Origin of the sequence: Ruegeria sp. HKCCA4633 (genome assembly GCF_013034605.1) — a bacterium.
In the GTDB taxonomy this organism is placed as follows: domain Bacteria; phylum Pseudomonadota; class Alphaproteobacteria; order Rhodobacterales; family Rhodobacteraceae; genus Ruegeria.
This window is the reverse complement of record NZ_WQGJ01000003.1, coordinates 350,591-367,315: the sequence shown is the minus strand read 5'-3', so window position 1 is coordinate 367,315 and position 16,725 is coordinate 350,591. Positions and strand designations below refer to the sequence as shown.

Genomic DNA, 16,725 nt, shown 5'->3' with positions numbered 1-16,725 from the left:
CCCTGCAGCGGCAGCGGTATATCCTTGGACACAAATGATTTCAGTTCTGTGAGGCCGCTATGAAAGCCCAGTTTTTGCCCGCAATCGTCGCTTGTGGTGTTCTTTTGATGACCAGTTTGGCAGACGCCAAGCCCCTATCGCGAATCATTGCAGAGATGGGCTTGTCGCCTGCGGATTTCGAAGTGGTCAACGTAACCGCGAACACATTGCTGACCAGTGGTACGCCATCCGTGGGTCAGGAACGGGCCTGGAAAAATGACGACACCGGATCAAAAGGCACGATCCGGGTGCAAAATGTGCAGGGGAACTGCGTCAGCCTTCAACACATAATTCAGCCGGAAGGTGGGGATCAGAGCCGCGAGATCAGAACCCGCCGGTGCAATGACGGCAATGGCAACTGGATTCTCACGCCCTGATCTGCGGTACGGGCCTCAATAGCCCTGAGCTCGATCCACCTCATGCAGCAAGGGCGCGCCAGAGTTGAGCCGTTGAAAGTTCTCGGCGACGTCTGAAAGCGCGTCGCCCAGATGCCACCCCGAGACATGCGGTGTGATCGTCACGCCGGGATGGGCCCATAACGGGCTGCCCTGCGGCAGAGGTTCCACTGATGTAACGTCCAGCACGGCATGAGCCGGTGTGCCTTTGTCCAGCGCTTCGATCAGGGCGGCTTCGTCAATCAGATCCCCGCGCCCGGCGTTCAGCAACTGGCTACTGGGTTTCATCGACTCCAGCGTTTTTGCGTCGAACAAACCAACGGTTTGTGGTGTCGAAGGCAAAATAGCACACACATGATCGCATTGACCCAAAAGCTCGGGCAGGGTGTCTTGTCCATGCAGACAGGTCACACCTTCTATGGATTTTGGTGTGCGGCTCCAACCCATGACCTGAAATCCGATGGCCCGCAGCATCAAGGCGGTGCGGGCACCGATATGGCCCAGACCCAGAACACCTACGACTGTGTCGGGTGTAAAGATCGGCTCTCGCGGCGACCATTCCGACCGGGCTTGGGCGGCCTCATGGAACGCCATATGCCGTTGGCGGCGCAGGATGTAAGCCACAAACCACTCGGCGATACCCTGTGCCGGTGCATCTGGCTTTAGACGCGCGATGCGGACATGGGCTGGAAGGTCGGGATGGCTTACAATGGTTTCCACGCCCGCCCCCAACTTCTGAACAAGCCTCAGGTTCGGCAAGCGTGTGGGATGGTCGCTTTGCATATTGACCAAGGCCAACATCGTGATGTCTTCGGGGTTTCCAAGCGTTTCAGGGGTGCGGATATCCGCATCGGGTGCAGCAGCCTGCAATTTGGCGGCAATTTCACTGTCGCCTATCCAATCGGACAACCCGGTTTCGATCAACAACGCCATGCGCAGCTCCTGCTTTGATTTTGAAGTGGTGACGTCCCGTCACTGCGGTGGACAGGCTTGGGGCAGTTAAGCCATCCTTGCCGCGAAAGTATAGCCCTGTCTCGATGTCCCAGGAGGATGCGCCCGTGAACATGTCATTTACCCTGCGCGAGGAAAATCGCGTTCTTCTGCAACGTGTTGCCGATATGATTCGGGATGAGGTCATGCCGTTGGAAGAAGAGTATCACGCCGAAATCAACAAGGGCGACCGCTGGCAGTACACACAGCGCCAAGCCGAAATTCTTGAAGGGCTAAAGGCCAAGGCCAAGGCGGCGGGGCTGTGGAATTTCTGGCTGACCGACAGTGACAAGGGATTTGGGCTGACCACCGTCGAATACGCCTATTTCGCCGAGGAGATGGGCAAGACCCCCCTGGGGGCCGAAGTGTTCAACTGCTCGGCCCCGGATACTGGAAATATGGAAGTTTTCGAACGCTACGGGTCTGAGAAGATGAAGGAGCAATGGCTGAAGCCTTTGCTCGAAGGTGAGATCCGGTCTGCCTATTTAATGACCGAGCCTGACGTGGCCTCGTCTGACGCGACCAATGTGTCGATGTCCTGTGTGCGGGACGGGGATGACTATGTCCTCAATGGTGAAAAATGGTGGTCCTCAGGCGCAGGCGATCCACGGTGTAAGGTCTATATCGTGATGGTCAAAACCGGCGGCGACGAACAGCCCAAGTACAAGCGGCAGTCGATGATCGTGGTGCCTGCAGACGCTCCAGGGATCGAGGTTTTGCGCCCCATGCAGGTTTACGGACACGATGATGCACCACACGGCCACATGCATATCCGTTTCACCAACGTACGCGTTCCGGCTGAAAACATTCTGCTGGGCGAAGGGCGCGGGTTCGAGATTGCGCAAGGTCGCCTTGGGCCGGGCCGCATCCACCACTGTATGCGCGCCATCGGACAGGCCGAAAGCGCGCTGGAGCAGATGTGCAAACGGTCGCTGCAACGCGAGGCGTTTGGCAAGAAACTGGCGCAGCTTGGGGCCAATTACGACATCATTGCCGAATGCCGGATGGAGATCGATATGGCCCGGCTGCTGTGCCTGAAAGCCGCTTGGTACATGGATCAGGGCGACGCGCGGGCAGCTGCGCCGTGGATCAGCCAGATCAAGGTCATCGCACCTCGGGTTGCTCTAAAGGTGATTGACGAAGCGGTACAGATGTTCGGTGCGCAGGGCATCAGCCAAGACACACCGCTTGCGATGGCCTGGACCCATGTGCGGACCCTGCGATTGGCCGATGGGCCAGATGCGGTGCATCGCCGTCAGGTGGCGCGGGCCGAGCTAAAGAAATACACGCAGGAAAAGATCTGAGGGGGCCTATGGCAGCAGCGCTCGATTTCGCCGACAAGACCTATTTTCATCAACGAGAAGACGGGGCGTTTGTCGGCAACGATCCCGCACGTGGTCCATGGTCTGCCGATCACTGCCATGCAGGGCCAGTGAGTGGTTTGATCGTGCGTGCGGCGGAAACCGAAGTCGGTCCGGAAAAGATGCTGACCCGTCTGACTGTCGACCTGCTGCGCCCTCTGCCGTTGGCCGGTTTGCGGGTTGCAGCGGAAACCACGCGCCACACAAAGACACTGGCCACCACGCGGGTTACGGTACACGACCTGAACGACACGCTCTGTGCTACGGCCTCGACCATGCACCTGGTGCGTCGTGATCTTGGACCGGTTGCCAATGTGAAAACCACCGCGCCCCGGATCGAGGATACAGTCGACGGCCCGTTTCCAATTGGTGAGATTCGTCACGACCTGCCCGGTTTTGCCCATTACAGCGACATTCGGTATCCGACAGGCGGCAAGCAGGGGGCCGGGCCCAAAACGGTGTGGATGCGGACCCCGCTTCTTTTACAGGGTGAAGTGCAATCGCCCATTCAGGCCCTTTGTCCGCTGGCCGATTGCGGCAACGGCATTTCGTGGAACGCGCCGACGTCGGAAATGGGTTTCATGAACACGGACCTGACCGTAAATATTCACCGCGAGCCAATTTCCGATTGGTTGGCCACAAACTCGGTCTCGCATTGGCAGCCGTCGGGCATCGGGATGTCACAATCGGTGCTTTATGACACGCAAGGTCCCGTTGGCACGGCGTTGCAGACGCTGGTGCTGTTTCCGCCGGGATGACACTCGGCCGGTTTTTGCAGTTTGATGGCAAAAGCCGTTGCCGCGGTGGACAGCCGGACCTATCTTGCGTTCATGCGATGGTTGTTCACAGTTATATCCTGCTGCTTGCCGATCCCGGCCATGGCCCACCCACATGTCTTTATCGACACCGGGCTTGAATTCATCGTGGATGAAAGTGGTCAACTGACCCATATCCGCGTGACATGGGCCTATGATGAGCTGTTTTCCCTGCTGCAACTGGAAGATATGCGGCTGGATCAGGATGGCGACGGTGTGTTGACCGAAAGCGAAGAAAAGTTTCTGGCCGGGTTCGATGCGCAATGGATCGAGGGATATAATGGCGATCTGGTTGTGACTGCGGGCGGAATGCCGGTCACCCTGTCCGGCCCGCTTTCACCAAGTGCCACAACCGAGGATGGCCGCATCGTTACCACCCATCTGCGTGCGGTCGAAGGGGAGGCAGTTCCCGCCAGCGCTTTGTCGGCGAAGGCGTTCGACGAAACTTATTACACGGCCTACGAAGTGACACGCCCGGTTGTCGTGTCAGGCCCCGTTGCCTGCAAGATAGAGCGTTTCGACCCGGATATCGATGGCCAGTTGGCTCAGATGCAGGCATTTCTGCTGACGCTGGATGCAGATTACGATCTTGAGGAAAACGATATTCCCCTGGTCGGAGAAAACTTTGCCACCGAGATTCGCGTTTCATGTCCCGCTACCTGATTGTTCCGGTCGCGCTTGCGTGTGGGTTGCTTCTTTGGTTTTGGGGAAGCGGCGGGTTTGACTCCCTTGCGGCTTGGGCCGCGGGTGAGCAACGCGAATTTCAGAACCAGATCGCCCGCTCGCTGCGTGCCGCACGCGCCGAACAGCCCCAGGCCGTCGCCACGCTGCTGACTGTATGTTTCGCCTATGGCTTTTTTCATGCCATCGGCCCCGGTCACGGTAAGGTTCTGATCGGCGGGTACGGGCTGGGTCGACGCGTGGCTTTCTGGCGGCTGTCAGCGATAAGCGTGCTTTCCAGTCTAGGGCAAGCCGTGACAGCCATAGTTCTGATCTATGCCGGGGTATTGGTTTTTCAGATGTCCCGCCAAAGCCTTGTGGGCGCGACCGAGCAGGTCATGGCCCCAATCAGTTATGGCGCGATTGCTTTGATCGGGCTGTGGCTGGTGTTCCGTGCTTTGCGCAGTTTCGCGCGGCGGCAAAAAAGCCAGGCAACGCATGATCATGACCATGCTCACGACCACCAACATAGTCATGACCATCACCACGACCACGATCATGCACATCACCATGATGACGGTGTCTGCTCGGATTGTGGCCATCGGCATGGACCAACGGCGGAAGAGGTCGCAAATGTGGGCACTCTGCGCGAGGCTATGATCCTGATCGCCGGTATTGCCGCGCGGCCCTGTACGGGTGCTTTGTTCGTGCTGATCCTGACCTGGCAGATGGGCATTGCAATGGTAGGTGTCGCCGGGGCTTTTGCTATGGCGCTGGGCACGGCCACAGTAACCACGCTGGTCGGTTGGACTTCCTTCGGTTTGCGTGGAGGGCTGCTGGCCTCTGCCTCGGCCACACGCTTTGCTTCGGTTCTGGCCCCGACCATCGAACTGGTCGCTGGTCTTGTCATTGCAGTGATTGCCGGCGGTTTGCTTATGCGCGCGATTTAGTCGAACACGGACTCCGGGTAGCCAACACGCGCCAGATACAGCCCCTGCGGTGGGCAGACCGGTCCGCACGCTGCGCGGTTTTCAGCTTTCAATGCGTCGCGCACGTCCTCGGGTGTCCAAGCACCGGCGCCGACACGTTCCAAGGTGCCCACGAAACTGCGTACCTGGTTGTGCAGGAAAGATCGGGCGCGCACGTGGAAATGGATCTCGGGGCCGGAAAAGCCCGGAACCTGCTCGACCCGCAATTCATCCAGGGTTTTTACAGGGCTCGCAGCCTGACAGATCGAGGATCGGAACGTGGTGAAATCATGCCGTCCCAGCAGCATGTTTGCCCCGTCCTGCATCGCATCGACATCCAACTGATGATTGATCTGCCAGACCTGCCCCCGGTCATGCGTTGCCGGGGCGCGGCGCATCAGGATGCGGAACAGGTATTGCCGTTCAACCGCTGAAAAGCGCGCATGCCAATCCTCATCGACCCGAGCGGCCTTCACAATCGCCACAGGCTGCGGTTTGAGGTGATAGTTCAATGCCTCGGACAGGCGAAACGGGTCCCAATCCTTGGCCATATCGCAATGGGCAACCTGACCAAGCGCGTGAACCCCGGCATCGGTGCGACCTGCGGCAGCGATTGTGTGCGCGCCCGGCTGAATACGCGACAGAGCCTCTTCAATGGCCCCCTGAACGGACGGCTGATCCTTTTGCCGCTGCCATCCGGCAAACGGTTCCCCTTGGTATTCAACTTTCAACGCGTATCTGGGCATGCGTCGCTGGTACAGCGCAGCGCGGGAACGGGCAAGGGGGCGAAAGCGCTGGTATGTGCCGCACCCTCTACCTATCTTGGGTAAAACGAAAATTGCGGGGCGACAGTTTGGTCATCTCATCACTGGCAGACAGTCTTGTGCGTGGCGTCGAAACCATCGGCGACAGCGTGTCCGAGACGTTTTTCGAGCCGGTCATCCGTCTGGGTGTCACCGGGCTGGCGCGATCGGGTAAGACGGTTTTCATCACCTCGCTGGTGGCCAACCTGCTGGATCGGGGCCGCATGACCGGCCTGACCGCGCAGCAAGAAGGGCGGATCAACGCCGCTTATCTGCAACCACAGCCGGACGATACGGTGCCCCGGTTCGACTATGAAACCCACCTGTCTGCTCTGACGGGCCCCACGCCACATTGGCCCGACAGCACCCGCGCTGTGTCCGAATTGCGTTTGTCGTTCAAAGCGCGCCCCGCAGGGTTGCTTGCCGGGTTGCAGGGGCCACGAACAGTGCATCTGGACATCGTGGATTATCCCGGTGAATGGCTGCTGGATCTGGCCCTTTTGGACAAATCCTACGAAGATTGGTCGCAGGAAACACTGACGCGCATCGAGACACGTGCCGAGGCCGCCGAGTACCTCGCGCAGGTAAAGGCCACAGACCCGTCCGGCGCGCATGACGAGCTGACCGCGCAGGCTCTGGCGACGGCGTTCACGGCTTATCTCAATCAGGCGCGTGAAGCTGGTTTTTATGACTGCACCCCGGGGCGTTTCTTGTTGCCGGGTGATCTGGCGGGCTCACCGGTGCTGACCTTTGCGCCTTTGGTTCTGTCCGGACCATCACGCCGTAAAACTCTTCAGAGTGAGATGGAGCGGCGATTTGAGGCTTATAAGTATCAAGTGGTGAAACCCTTTTTTCGCGAACACTTTTCGCGCATCGACCGGCAGGTGGTTTTGGTCGACGCGCTGGGCGCGATCCACAAAGGCCCGCAGGCGGTTGAGGATATGCGCCGCGCGATGGCCGATATCCTGTCGGCTTTTCGTCCGGGCAGGAATGCGTGGCTTAGTCAGTTGCTGTTGGGCAAGCGGGTCGAACGCATCCTGTTTGCGGCGACTAAAGCCGACCACTTGCACCACACGCAGCATCCCCGAATGACGGCGATCATCGAAGCGTTGACACGCGAGGCACGAGACCGCGCGAATTTCGCGGGGGCGCAGACGGCAGCTCTGTCGTTGGCTTCGCTGCGCGCTACGACCGAAGAAATGCGCAGGCACAACGGGGTGGAGTTGCCATGCGTGAGGGGCACCTTGTTGGACAGCGGGAAACAGGCTGCGTTCTATCCCGGCGAATTGCCTGAAGACCCAGCGCATCTTTTGGGTCCGGCGCGAAATGGGGCGGACAGTTGGTTGGATGAGGATTATGGGTTCATGGCATTTGCCCCTGCGCATCTGACCCTGAAACCCGGCGATGGGCCGCCGCATATCCGTCTGGATCGCGCAGCCCAGTTCCTGATCGGAGACAGGTTGTGACCGTTATCTTGCGTCCTGCACGTACCACAGATGCCGGTGCCATCGGGACAATCCTGCACGGTTTCACTTTGGAAAATGACTGGATGCCAAATCTGCACAGTTGCGCTGAAACCATCGCCTTTTGTGGTAAAATGATCGATCAGGATTGGGTAACTGTTGCGGAAAGTGACGTGGGCGTGGTCGGATTTCTGGCGCTGAACGAAACGGAGATCAACTCACTCTACCTGCACATGCAGGCGCGCGGGCAAGGGATCGGGCGGCAACTGCTGGATCACGCGAAATCCCGTCAAACCCGGCTTAGCTTGTATGCGTTTCAGGCCAACACAGGCGCGTGTAAATTTTATCAGCGCAACGGCTTTGCCGAAGCAGCGCGCAGCAATGGCGCGGATAATGACGAAAATCTGCCGGACATTAAATTTGTCTGGCGCAGCAAAGGTATGACCCATGGCTAAGGGCCCGGTTCTGATCGATCTTGAAGCGGATGAGCCTGCTGCTGATGTTGCGCAGGCCCCTCCGGTGCCAGACGTCGCGCAACCTCAGGGGCAGGCGATGCAGAGCGCTGCAAGGCTTGCCGCCCGAAAACCATCCGCCTTGGCGCGTTGGTTTTGGGGGCTGGCTTTGGCTGTTGTTGGCGCGGCAATCTCTGTTGCAGCTTGGGATTTTGCGACTTCACTGGTGGCGCGGACGCCAGTTCTGGGGTGGGTCGTAGTTGGCTTGCTGGCGGCATTGGTGCTGGTTGGATTGATCATTGCGATCCGCGAATTGGCAGCTTTGGGGCGATTGTCGCGGGTCGACGGAATGCGCCGCGCGGCGGATACGGCTTTGGCGGATGCCGATCTGGCACAGGCCCGTGTTGTTACCAATCGTCTGATCACCTTTTATAAAGGCCGGGAAGAGACCCGCTGGGGCCGCGACCGACTGGCAGAGCGTATGGGGGATCAATTTGATGCCTCGGCTTTGCTGAGCCTTGCCGAAGATGAACTGCTGGCTCCGCTGGACGAAGCCGCCAGCCGCGAGGTTGAGGCCGCAGCCCGGCAAGTTGCAACTGTGACCGCCTTAGTCCCATTGGCTTTGGCAGATGTTGTGACCGCACTGGCCGCGTCACTTCGGATGATCCGTCGGGTCGCGGAAATCTATGGCGGTCGGGCCGGTACTCTTGGCAGTTGGCGCCTGACCCGTGCCGTTTTTGTACATCTGGTCGCCACAGGGGCTGTGGCCGTCGGCGACGATCTTCTGGAGCCTGTTCTGGGCGGGTCCGTTCTCAGCAAACTGTCCCGCCGGTTTGGAGAGGGCCTGGTGAACGGGGCGCTGAGCGCGCGTGTGGGCGTCGCCGCGATGGAGGTTTGCCGCCCGCTGCCATTCTCTGAACGGCACAAACCGTCAACGCGCGGTATCATCAAACGCGCTCTGCAAGGCCTGTTTTCCAAGGGTTGATCCAAAGCAAAGCGTCAGTGCCCGCCCTTCGCCACACTAGGAGTGTCGGAGGAGCCAGCCATGACGGATCACGGTCACAGCCCACAGGAAATCGCCGAGCGGATCAATGCACCACCAGGTCGAGGTGTGTTGCGCGATGTTGTTTATGGCGGCATCGACGGATCCGTCACCACCTTTGCGATCGTCGCAGGCGTCGCGGGGGCAGGGCTTTCCCCGTTTGTTATCGTCGCGCTGGGTTTGGCGAATGTGCTGGCTGACGGGTTTTCCATGGCTGCGGGCAATTATTCGGGCACCAAGGCTGAACTTGACAACATTCGACGCATCCGCGCGGTCGAGGAACGCCACATAGCTTTGTACCCGGATGGCGAGCGGGAGGAAGTGCGCGAAATCCTTGCCCAAAAGGGGCTGTCGGGCGACGTTTTGAACGAAGCTACGGCAGAGATTACATCGAGTCATGAAAATTGGATCAACCTGATGATCGAGGGTGAATATGGATTGGGCAGTGTTGACCCGCACCCGATGAAGGCAGCTTTGGCCACGTTTTTTGCGTTTCTTGTGGCCGGGATGATCCCCTTGCTGCCTTTCCTTGCCTCGATTCCGAACGCATTTGTGATGTCTGCCTGGATGACCATGGGGGTCTTTTTCGCAATCGGCGCGCTCAAAAGCCGATGGTCGCTGGCCCCTTGGTGGCGATCGGGAATGGAGACGCTGTTGATCGGCGGGCTGGCCGCATTGATCGCTTATCTGGTCGGGTCTCTGTTCCATCCATAGTTGTCGCAGCAGGGGTGTTGCTGCCGCCGGGCGCTCTCCGGCAGCGTAGACTTGTCTGAAACGGGTGTATGGGTCAGCCAAGCCGCGGCTTTCCTGACTGTTATTGCTCGCCTTCTCAAGATAGCCTAGCCACAAGACAAAGATCGGAGACCGCGTTGGAATCGCTACTTGTTCTTGTTGGGCTGATTGTTCTGGCAATCCCGGTGACTCTGGTTGTGCTGGTGGTCGGGCAGACCCGATTGCGTCGTCGCGTAGCAGATTTGGAGGCGCAGATTTCAACCCTGTCTTCAGCTGATACGGTGGTTTCTGAGGGGCCGTTAGAAAAGGTGCCTGATCCACAGTCGGAAGCTGAACAGGAACCCCGCAGGCCCGCCCCATGGGCCGCGCCCAAAAGGCCAGCAGAAGAAACTTTGGTTGGAACGGCGGATGTGACTTCATCGGCCATCGTATTCACTCATGACCGGTTTACAGCGTTCGGCGATTGGCTGCGCGAGAACTGGTTTTATGCGGTCTCAGCCGTATCGCTGGCTTTGGCCGGGATATTTCTTGTGCAATACGGCGTCGAAAACGGATTGCTGCCTCCTGCTGCCAGGGTTCTGGCTGCACTTGGGTTCGGTTCGATTCTGATCACTGCGGGTGAAGCCTTGCGTCGGAAATTCGGCGATGATGAGGACGCGACCACCGCCTATTTACCATCGGTCTTTTCTGGGGCAGGGCTTGTTACCCTTTTCGGGGCCATTCTGGCGGCGCGTCAGCTGTACGACCTGATCGGTGCCGAGGCGGCGCTGGCGGGGATGGTCGCGGTCGCCGTGATCGGCCTTGTTCTGGGGTGGTTCCATGGCCCGCTGTTGGCCGCGGTTGGCCTGATCGGCGCATTTTTGGCCCCATTTCTGGTTGGCGGAGCGTCCGAGGATCCCTCGTGGCTTTATGCCTATTTCCTGCTGGTTGCCGTTTTGGGGCTTGGCATCGACACAGTCCGGCGCTGGGCTTGGGTGTCCGTTCTGACCGTGTTTGGAGCCTATTCGGCGAACCTTCTGCTGGTAGCAGGCGCGCCAAACACGGAACCGGGTTATCTGGTCGCCACATTGATACTGGCGCTTTTGGTGATCGCCATTCCTGCGCGGCGCGTCTGGCCGGATCATTCAGGGCCCATGATCTCGCAGATGATCCGCTATCCAAAGGCGCGCCCATGGCCGGATTTTCCGACCCGATTGGCCGCCGGGGCCATTGCAGTAAGTTCGGCGATTTTGGCCTGGCATTGGGCCGACACGGAAACTGAGTTCTGGCTTGGTGTTACTTTACTGTCCGCACTTGTGCTGGCCCTGCTTCTTTGGGCTAAGGATGCACCTGCGCTTCAGGACCTGACCGTCCTGCCGGCCGTCGGGCTTGTGTTTAACGTCCTGATGCACGGGCTTGACCAAGGCGCAGCTTTTCTCGGCTTTGCAGCCACCTATGCGGAAACGGCTGAGGCCGACTATCCGATGGTCGTCACGGTGCTGGTCGCCTTGGGGGCTTTGATCTCAATCCTAATGGCGTGGCGGTCTGCGAAAGCAACCCAGTTTCGCGCCATCTGGGCCGGAGGGGCAGCTCTGTTTGCCCCGGTAATGGCTATCGGGCTGGAGGTCGGCTGGCATCCGGTTTCTGTTATCGGGGCCTACCCCTGGGCCTTGCACGCGGTTGCGCTGGCCGTCTTGATGGTGGTGATTGCGGAACGTTTTGCACGGGTCGATGGAGAGGATCGGATGCGTGCTGCGTTGGCCACTTTGTCTGCTCTGTCTTGCCTCGTCTTTGCCTGCGTCATAGTCCTCAGTGCGGCGGCGCTGACGGTGGCGCTTGTTGCAAGCGTGGTTGTGGCGGCGGCTTTGGACCGCAAGTTCACCTTGCCGCCAATGAGCTGGTTTATCTGGGCCGGTGTTTTTGCCGTCACCGTTCGACTGGTGCTTGATCCAGGATTGTATTGGGCAAATTCGGCTCCGGTGCTCGAGATGACATTGGTTTACGGCTCGGCCACGGTGGGGTTTGTGGCGGGTTGGTGGGTGCAGCGCCCCTTGCAGCGCCCAGTGGCGTCATTGCTGCTGGAAAGCGCAGCGTGGGCGACAGGTGGCATTCTGCTGTCCCTGTTGCTGCTGCGCTGGCTTGAAGGGTTTGGCGAAGGCGGCGCCGACAACAGCCATTGGGGTCTGGGACTGCTGGCGGTCATCTGGCTGCTGCTGGCTTTTGCTCAGGTTCAGAGATTTGAGCTGGGCGGTAAGCTGAACTATGCGCGTTACGTGTTGGCGGTTTTTTTTGCCGCGCATGGTCTGTTCTATCTCATGCTTGCCGTGTCCGAGCAAAACCCGCTTTTGAATCCAAATGCTGATCCGGTGCTCGGTCTGCCGGTTTTCAACACGCTTGCCATTGCGTATCTGCTGCCCGCGCTGGTTATCGCCGGGTCCGCTTGGCGGATCAAAGATATGCCCAACCAGATCACGATGACAAGCTATGTCGTGGCAGGGGGGCTTGCGGCCATGTGGTTGGGTTTGACAATCCGCCACGTCTGGCAGGGCTCTGCGGGCATGTTTGAAGGAAACGGCGTCACACAGCCCGAGCTTTACACTTATACTCTGGTTCTGCTGCTGATCGGAGCTGCGCTGTTCTATCAATCTCTGGCCCGCGGATCGGACCTGATGCGGAAGGCGGGCCTCGTTGTGATCGGGTTGGCTGTTGCCAAGGTCTTTCTGATCGACATCGCAGGGCTAGGCGGGTTGATCCGGGTCTTCTCACTGCTTGCGCTTGGCCTTGCGCTGGCTGGTCTGGCATGGCTGAACCGCTGGGCCAAACTGCGCCATTCGCCGCATGAGGCAGAACCTCTGGACCATTAGGCGCGGGCGTCTTATAAGCCCGCTATGCATGACCGCTTGGCCATCATTATTCGAATTATATCCCCGGCGCTCTGACCCTCTGAGACGCCGGGCAAAGGTGTTTGAGAACTCGCACCGACCGCTTCGATCCTAGTACGACCAGATCATCCAAAGGACGCCCCCAATGTGCGCCGACACGATCCAGACACCTGATTACAAAGACACGCTGAACCTGCCCAAAACCGAATTCCCCATGCGCGCTGGCCTGCCCAAGCGCGAACCCGCATGGCTGGAACGGTGGGAGACCATCGGCGTCTATGACCGCCTGCGCGAGAAACAAGGCCGCACGCCCTTTACCCTGCACGATGGCCCCCCCTATGCGAACGGCCACCTGCATATCGGCCACGCGCTGAACAAGACCATCAAGGACATGATCGTACGCAGCCATCAGATGATGGGTTTCGACGCGCGTTACGTGCCCGGCTGGGACTGCCACGGCCTGCCGATCGAATGGAAGATCGAAGAACAATACCGCAAGAAGGGCAAGAACAAGGACGAGGTGAACATCGTCGACTTCCGGCAGGAATGCCGCAAGTTTGCCGAGGGCTGGATCGATATCCAGCGCGAAGAGTTCAAGCGCCTGGGCATCACCGGTAACTGGCCTGATCCCTACATCACCATGGACTATCACGCCGAGGCCGTGATCGCGGATGAGTTCATGAAGTTCCTGATGAACGGTACGCTTTATCAGGGCTCGAAGCCCGTAATGTGGTCGCCGATCGAAAAAACCGCTCTGGCCGAGGCCGAGGTCGAGTATCACGACAAGGAAAGCTTCACCATCTGGGTGAAGTTCAAGGTTGTGAATGCGGGTGATTTGGATGACGCGTTTGTCGTAATCTGGACAACGACCCCATGGACCATGCCGTCGAACAAGGCAGTCGTGTACGGCAAAGACATCTCTTACGGCCTGTACGAAGTCACCGGCGCGCCAGAGGAATGCTGGGCCAAGGTAGGCGACAAGTTCCTGCTGGCCGACAACCTGGCCGCTGACGTTCTGGGTCGCGCGCGTCTGAACGACGACCAGTGGACCCGCGTTCATGACGTGACCGCGGATGAGCTGGAAGGCGTTCAACTGACCCACCCGCTGGCCGGGGCCGAAGGCGGCAATGGCGAATGGGACGACATCCGCGATTTTCGCGCTGCTGAGTTCGTGACCGACACCGAAGGGACCGGCTTTGTTCACTGTGCACCATCGCACGGGATGGAAGAATTCGAGCTGTATCGTGACTTGGGGATGCTCGAGCAGGTAATCACTTATAACGTGATGGACGACGGTAGCTTCCGCGCTGATCTGCCGTTCTTTGGCGGCAAATACATCCTGTCCCGTAAGGGCGGCGAGGGCGACGCGAACAAAGCCGTCATCGACAAGCTGGCCGAAGTTGGCGGGCTGCTGGCGCGTGGCAAGATCAAGCACAGCTATCCTCATTCATGGCGCTCGAAAGCTCCCATCATCTACCGTAACACACCGCAGTGGTTTGCCTCGGTTGACCGTAAGCTGGACGATGGCATGGGCGAGATGGGTGATACCATCCGTGAACGGGCCCTGCGGTCCATCGACGAGCTGGTGAAATGGACGCCGCAAACCGGCCGTAACCGCCTCTATTCGATGATCGAAGCGCGCCCGGACTGGGTTCTGTCCCGTCAGCGCGCCTGGGGCGTGCCGCTGACCTGCTTTACCAAGAAAGGTGCTCTGCCCACCGACGTGGATTATCTGCTGCGCAACGCGGACCTGAACGCGCGCATCAAGGCTGCGTTCGAGAAAGACGGCGCAGATGTCTGGTACACCGACGGCTTCAAAGAAAAGATCCTCGACGGCATCGCCAACCCGGACGACTACGATCAGGTTTTCGACGTGCTGGACGTGTGGTTCGACTCGGGCTCGACCCACGCATTTGTTCTGCGCGATCGTGAGGATGGCACCGAGGACGGTATCGCCGATGTCTACATGGAAGGCACTGACCAGCACCGCGGTTGGTTCCATTCGTCCATGCTGCAGGCTTGCGGCACCAAGGGTCGCGCGCCGTACCGCAACGTGGTGACCCACGGCTTCACGCTGGATGCCAAGGGCAACAAGATGTCCAAATCGCTGGGCAACACGATTGTGCCTGAAGAGGTCGTCAAGCAATACGGTGCCGATATCCTGCGTCTGTGGGTGGCGCAGACCGACTATACCGCCGACCAGCGGATCGGGCCTGAGATCCTGAAAGGCACTGCCGACAGCTATCGTCGCCTGCGCAATACCATGCGGTTCATGCTGGGCTCGTTGTCCGACTTCACCGAAGCGGATCGGGTCGAGCCCGAGGATATGCCGCGTCTGGAACGCTGGGTCCTCAGCCGTCTGGCGGAACTGGATGAACAAGTGCGCAAGGGCTACGCGTCCTTCGACTTTCAGGGTGTGTTCAGCGCCGTCTTTACGTTTGCCACAGTTGATCTGTCGTCTTTCTACTTCGACGTCCGCAAGGATGCGCTGTACTGCGATGGCGACAGCCTGCGCCGTCGTGCGTCGCGCACTGTTCTGGACATTCTGTTCCACCGCCTGACAACCTGGTTGGCTCCGGTTCTGGTGTTCACTATGGAAGAGGTGTGGCTGGAACGCTTCCCGGGCGATGATAGCTCGGTCCATCTGGTGGATTTCCCGGACACACCCGCCGACTGGCGTCACGCCGAGTTGGAAGAGGCCGTGGCCAAAGTGCGCCGCGTTCGCCGCGCGGTGACCGCTGCGCTGGAAGTTCAGCGCCAGGACAAGGTCATCGGATCGAGCCTCGAAGCCGCGCCGATCGTGCATGTCGAAGATCAGGAGACCCGTGACCTGCTGGCAACCTTTGACGTGGATGATCTGTGCATCACTTCCGGATTGGCGGTTTCGGGTGATCCTGCCCCTGCCGAGGCGTTCCGCGTGCCTGAAATCGAAGGCGTTGCGGTGGTCTTTGAAAAAGCCGAGGGCGCGAAATGTCAGCGGTGCTGGAAAATCCTGCCCGACGTGGGCCGCCACACGCATCCGGGTGTATGCAGCCGCTGTAACGACGCGCTTGGTTAACACTTACCCCCAGCCCATCGGCTGGGGGTTTTTCTTTCCCTGCTTGCAACAGCTTTGGTGATCTGAAACGCTGCGCCTATGCCGATGATTGCCGTGGAAACCCAATTTGGATGTCTGGGTGTCGAAGAAACAGACGGAGCCCTCACGCGCCTGGTCTGGGATGGCCGGGATGTGGGAGAACCGACGGATCTGTTGCGTGAAGCCGCCGCGCAATTGAAAGCGTATGACGCCGGGGAATTGGACCGGTTTGACCTTCCTTACCGCATCGCAGGGTCTGACTTCCAACGACAAGTCTGCGATCTGATGTATGCGATTCCTCTCGGCGAAACGCGTACTTACGGAGATATCGCAAAAGAGCTTGGGCAGCCTGCGCAACCTGTAGGGCAGGCTTGCGGTGCAAACCCCATTCCGGTGATCATTCCCTGCCACAGAGTTCTTTCAGCAAATGGTCTGGGTGGCTTTTCCGGCGCGGGCGGGGTCGAGACCAAAGTGGCCCTGTTGCGCCATGAGCGCGCAGCCGGGCTTTTGATCTGATCCGTGAAATTCGGTTGCAATCCGTCAACGGCGGGCACACCATATACGTGTTGTTGAATTTGAAGGACCGCATTGCATGACCACGGATCAAGATCGCGCCGCCCGAAAGAAGGCCATTATTGACAGGTTGATGTCACTTGAAGCGCAAGAGCTTGCAACGGCGCAGGCGCATTACGATGCGTATTTGAAGGACGCTCAACTGGATGATCGGGAAGGTCACGACAAGGATGACCTTGCCGCCTCACGCGAAAACGCTGACTTGGCGGCTGCGTTTGACGCCCCTGTGCACGCACATCACGCCAAGATCGACGTGATTGAAAACACCGACTTCGGTCTGACGGACACAGTTCAGCCCGGCGCAGTGATCAAGTTCAACAATCGCAGATTTGTCGTGTGCGTTTCGACCACCCGGTTCGAGGTGGATGGAAAGACCTATATGGGCATTTCAACACAAAGCCCGATTTACTTGGCCATGGTGGGCCTGCAAGAGGGTGATGTCTTTACCCATAACGGCACCGAGTTCGAGGTGCAGGACGTCATGTAGCTCGACTG

At 59.1% G+C, this 16,725-nt stretch carries 15 protein-coding genes; 13 read left to right on the top strand and 2 right to left on the bottom strand.

All coding sequences use genetic code 11. The annotated features are described in order from the left end of the window. Positions 1-59 precede the first annotated feature (59 nt). Complete coding sequence (locus GOV85_RS11150) at positions 60-416, top strand: hypothetical protein (RefSeq protein ID WP_171178025.1); 357 nt, start codon at positions 60-62, stop codon at positions 414-416. 15 nt (positions 417-431) lie between these two features. On the opposite strand, the gene GOV85_RS11145 is transcribed toward GOV85_RS11150, so the two are convergent. Then, on the bottom strand, positions 432-1,367 hold the full coding sequence (locus GOV85_RS11145) for a glyoxylate/hydroxypyruvate reductase A (protein ID WP_171178023.1): 936 nt from the start codon (positions 1,365-1,367) through the stop codon (positions 432-434). A gap of 104 nt (positions 1,368-1,471) precedes the next feature. Between GOV85_RS11145 and GOV85_RS11140 the strand changes: the two genes are divergently transcribed. Genes GOV85_RS11140 through GOV85_RS11125 form a run of 4 tightly spaced genes read left to right on the top strand, consistent with a single transcriptional unit; the run spans position 1,472 to position 5,210 of the window. Beyond that, on the top strand, positions 1,472-2,728 hold the full coding sequence (locus tag GOV85_RS11140) for an acyl-CoA dehydrogenase family protein (RefSeq protein WP_217358290.1): 1,257 nt from the start codon (positions 1,472-1,474) through the stop codon (positions 2,726-2,728). A gap of 8 nt (positions 2,729-2,736) precedes the next feature. After that, positions 2,737-3,543 carry a thioesterase family protein gene (locus tag GOV85_RS11135; RefSeq protein WP_171178021.1) on the top strand — a complete coding sequence of 269 codons (807 nt, stop codon included), beginning with the start codon at positions 2,737-2,739 and terminating at the stop codon, positions 3,541-3,543. Positions 3,544-3,567: 24 nt separating this feature from the next. Beyond that, entirely contained in the window at positions 3,568-4,263 is a 696-nt protein-coding gene (locus tag GOV85_RS11130) for a DUF1007 family protein (RefSeq protein ID WP_348540066.1), read from the top strand. Further along, positions 4,248-5,210, top strand: a complete 963-nt coding sequence (locus GOV85_RS11125; RefSeq protein ID WP_171178019.1) for a nickel/cobalt transporter — start codon at positions 4,248-4,250, stop codon at positions 5,208-5,210. The genes GOV85_RS11130 and GOV85_RS11125 overlap by 16 nt, the downstream gene beginning before the upstream one ends. On the opposite strand, the gene truA is transcribed toward GOV85_RS11125, so the two are convergent. Then, positions 5,207-5,974 carry a tRNA pseudouridine(38-40) synthase TruA gene (gene truA, locus GOV85_RS11120; protein ID WP_171178017.1) on the bottom strand — a complete coding sequence of 256 codons (768 nt, stop codon included), beginning with the start codon at positions 5,972-5,974 and terminating at the stop codon, positions 5,207-5,209. The genes GOV85_RS11125 and truA overlap by 4 nt on opposite strands. 107 nt (positions 5,975-6,081) lie before the next feature. On the opposite strand from truA, the gene GOV85_RS11115 reads away from it, so the two are divergent. The 8 genes from GOV85_RS11115 (at position 6,082) to GOV85_RS11080 (ending at position 16,717) form a co-directional block, all read left to right on the top strand. Continuing rightward, entirely contained in the window at positions 6,082-7,497 is a 1,416-nt protein-coding gene (locus GOV85_RS11115; RefSeq protein ID WP_171178015.1) for a YcjX family protein, read from the top strand. Then, a complete protein-coding gene (locus GOV85_RS11110) occupies positions 7,494-7,949 on the top strand; it encodes a GNAT family N-acetyltransferase (protein ID WP_171178013.1) in 456 nt (151 codons plus the stop codon). The genes GOV85_RS11115 and GOV85_RS11110 overlap by 4 nt, the downstream gene beginning before the upstream one ends. After that, positions 7,942-8,931: a YcjF family protein gene (locus GOV85_RS11105; protein WP_171178011.1), complete on the top strand. Its 990-nt coding sequence runs from the start codon at positions 7,942-7,944 to the stop codon at positions 8,929-8,931. The genes GOV85_RS11110 and GOV85_RS11105 overlap by 8 nt, the downstream gene beginning before the upstream one ends. Before the next feature lie 60 nt (positions 8,932-8,991). After that, positions 8,992-9,702, top strand: coding sequence for a VIT1/CCC1 transporter family protein (locus tag GOV85_RS11100; RefSeq protein ID WP_171178008.1), 711 nt, complete (start codon positions 8,992-8,994; stop codon positions 9,700-9,702). Positions 9,703-9,857: 155 nt separating this feature from the next. Beyond that, positions 9,858-12,563: a DUF2339 domain-containing protein gene (locus GOV85_RS11095; RefSeq protein ID WP_171178006.1), complete on the top strand. Its 2,706-nt coding sequence runs from the start codon at positions 9,858-9,860 to the stop codon at positions 12,561-12,563. A 163-nt stretch (positions 12,564-12,726) separates the two neighbouring features. After that, positions 12,727-15,639, top strand: coding sequence for an isoleucine--tRNA ligase (gene ileS, locus GOV85_RS11090; RefSeq protein WP_171178004.1), 2,913 nt, complete (start codon positions 12,727-12,729; stop codon positions 15,637-15,639). Positions 15,640-15,717: 78 nt separating this feature from the next. Further along, positions 15,718-16,173 (top strand): methylated-DNA--[protein]-cysteine S-methyltransferase, encoded by a 456-nt coding sequence (locus GOV85_RS11085; protein ID WP_171178002.1) that lies wholly within the window; start codon positions 15,718-15,720, stop codon positions 16,171-16,173. 76 nt (positions 16,174-16,249) lie between these two features. Continuing rightward, a complete protein-coding gene (locus GOV85_RS11080; protein ID WP_171178000.1) occupies positions 16,250-16,717 on the top strand; it encodes a hypothetical protein in 468 nt (155 codons plus the stop codon). Positions 16,718-16,725: the final 8 nt, after the last annotated feature.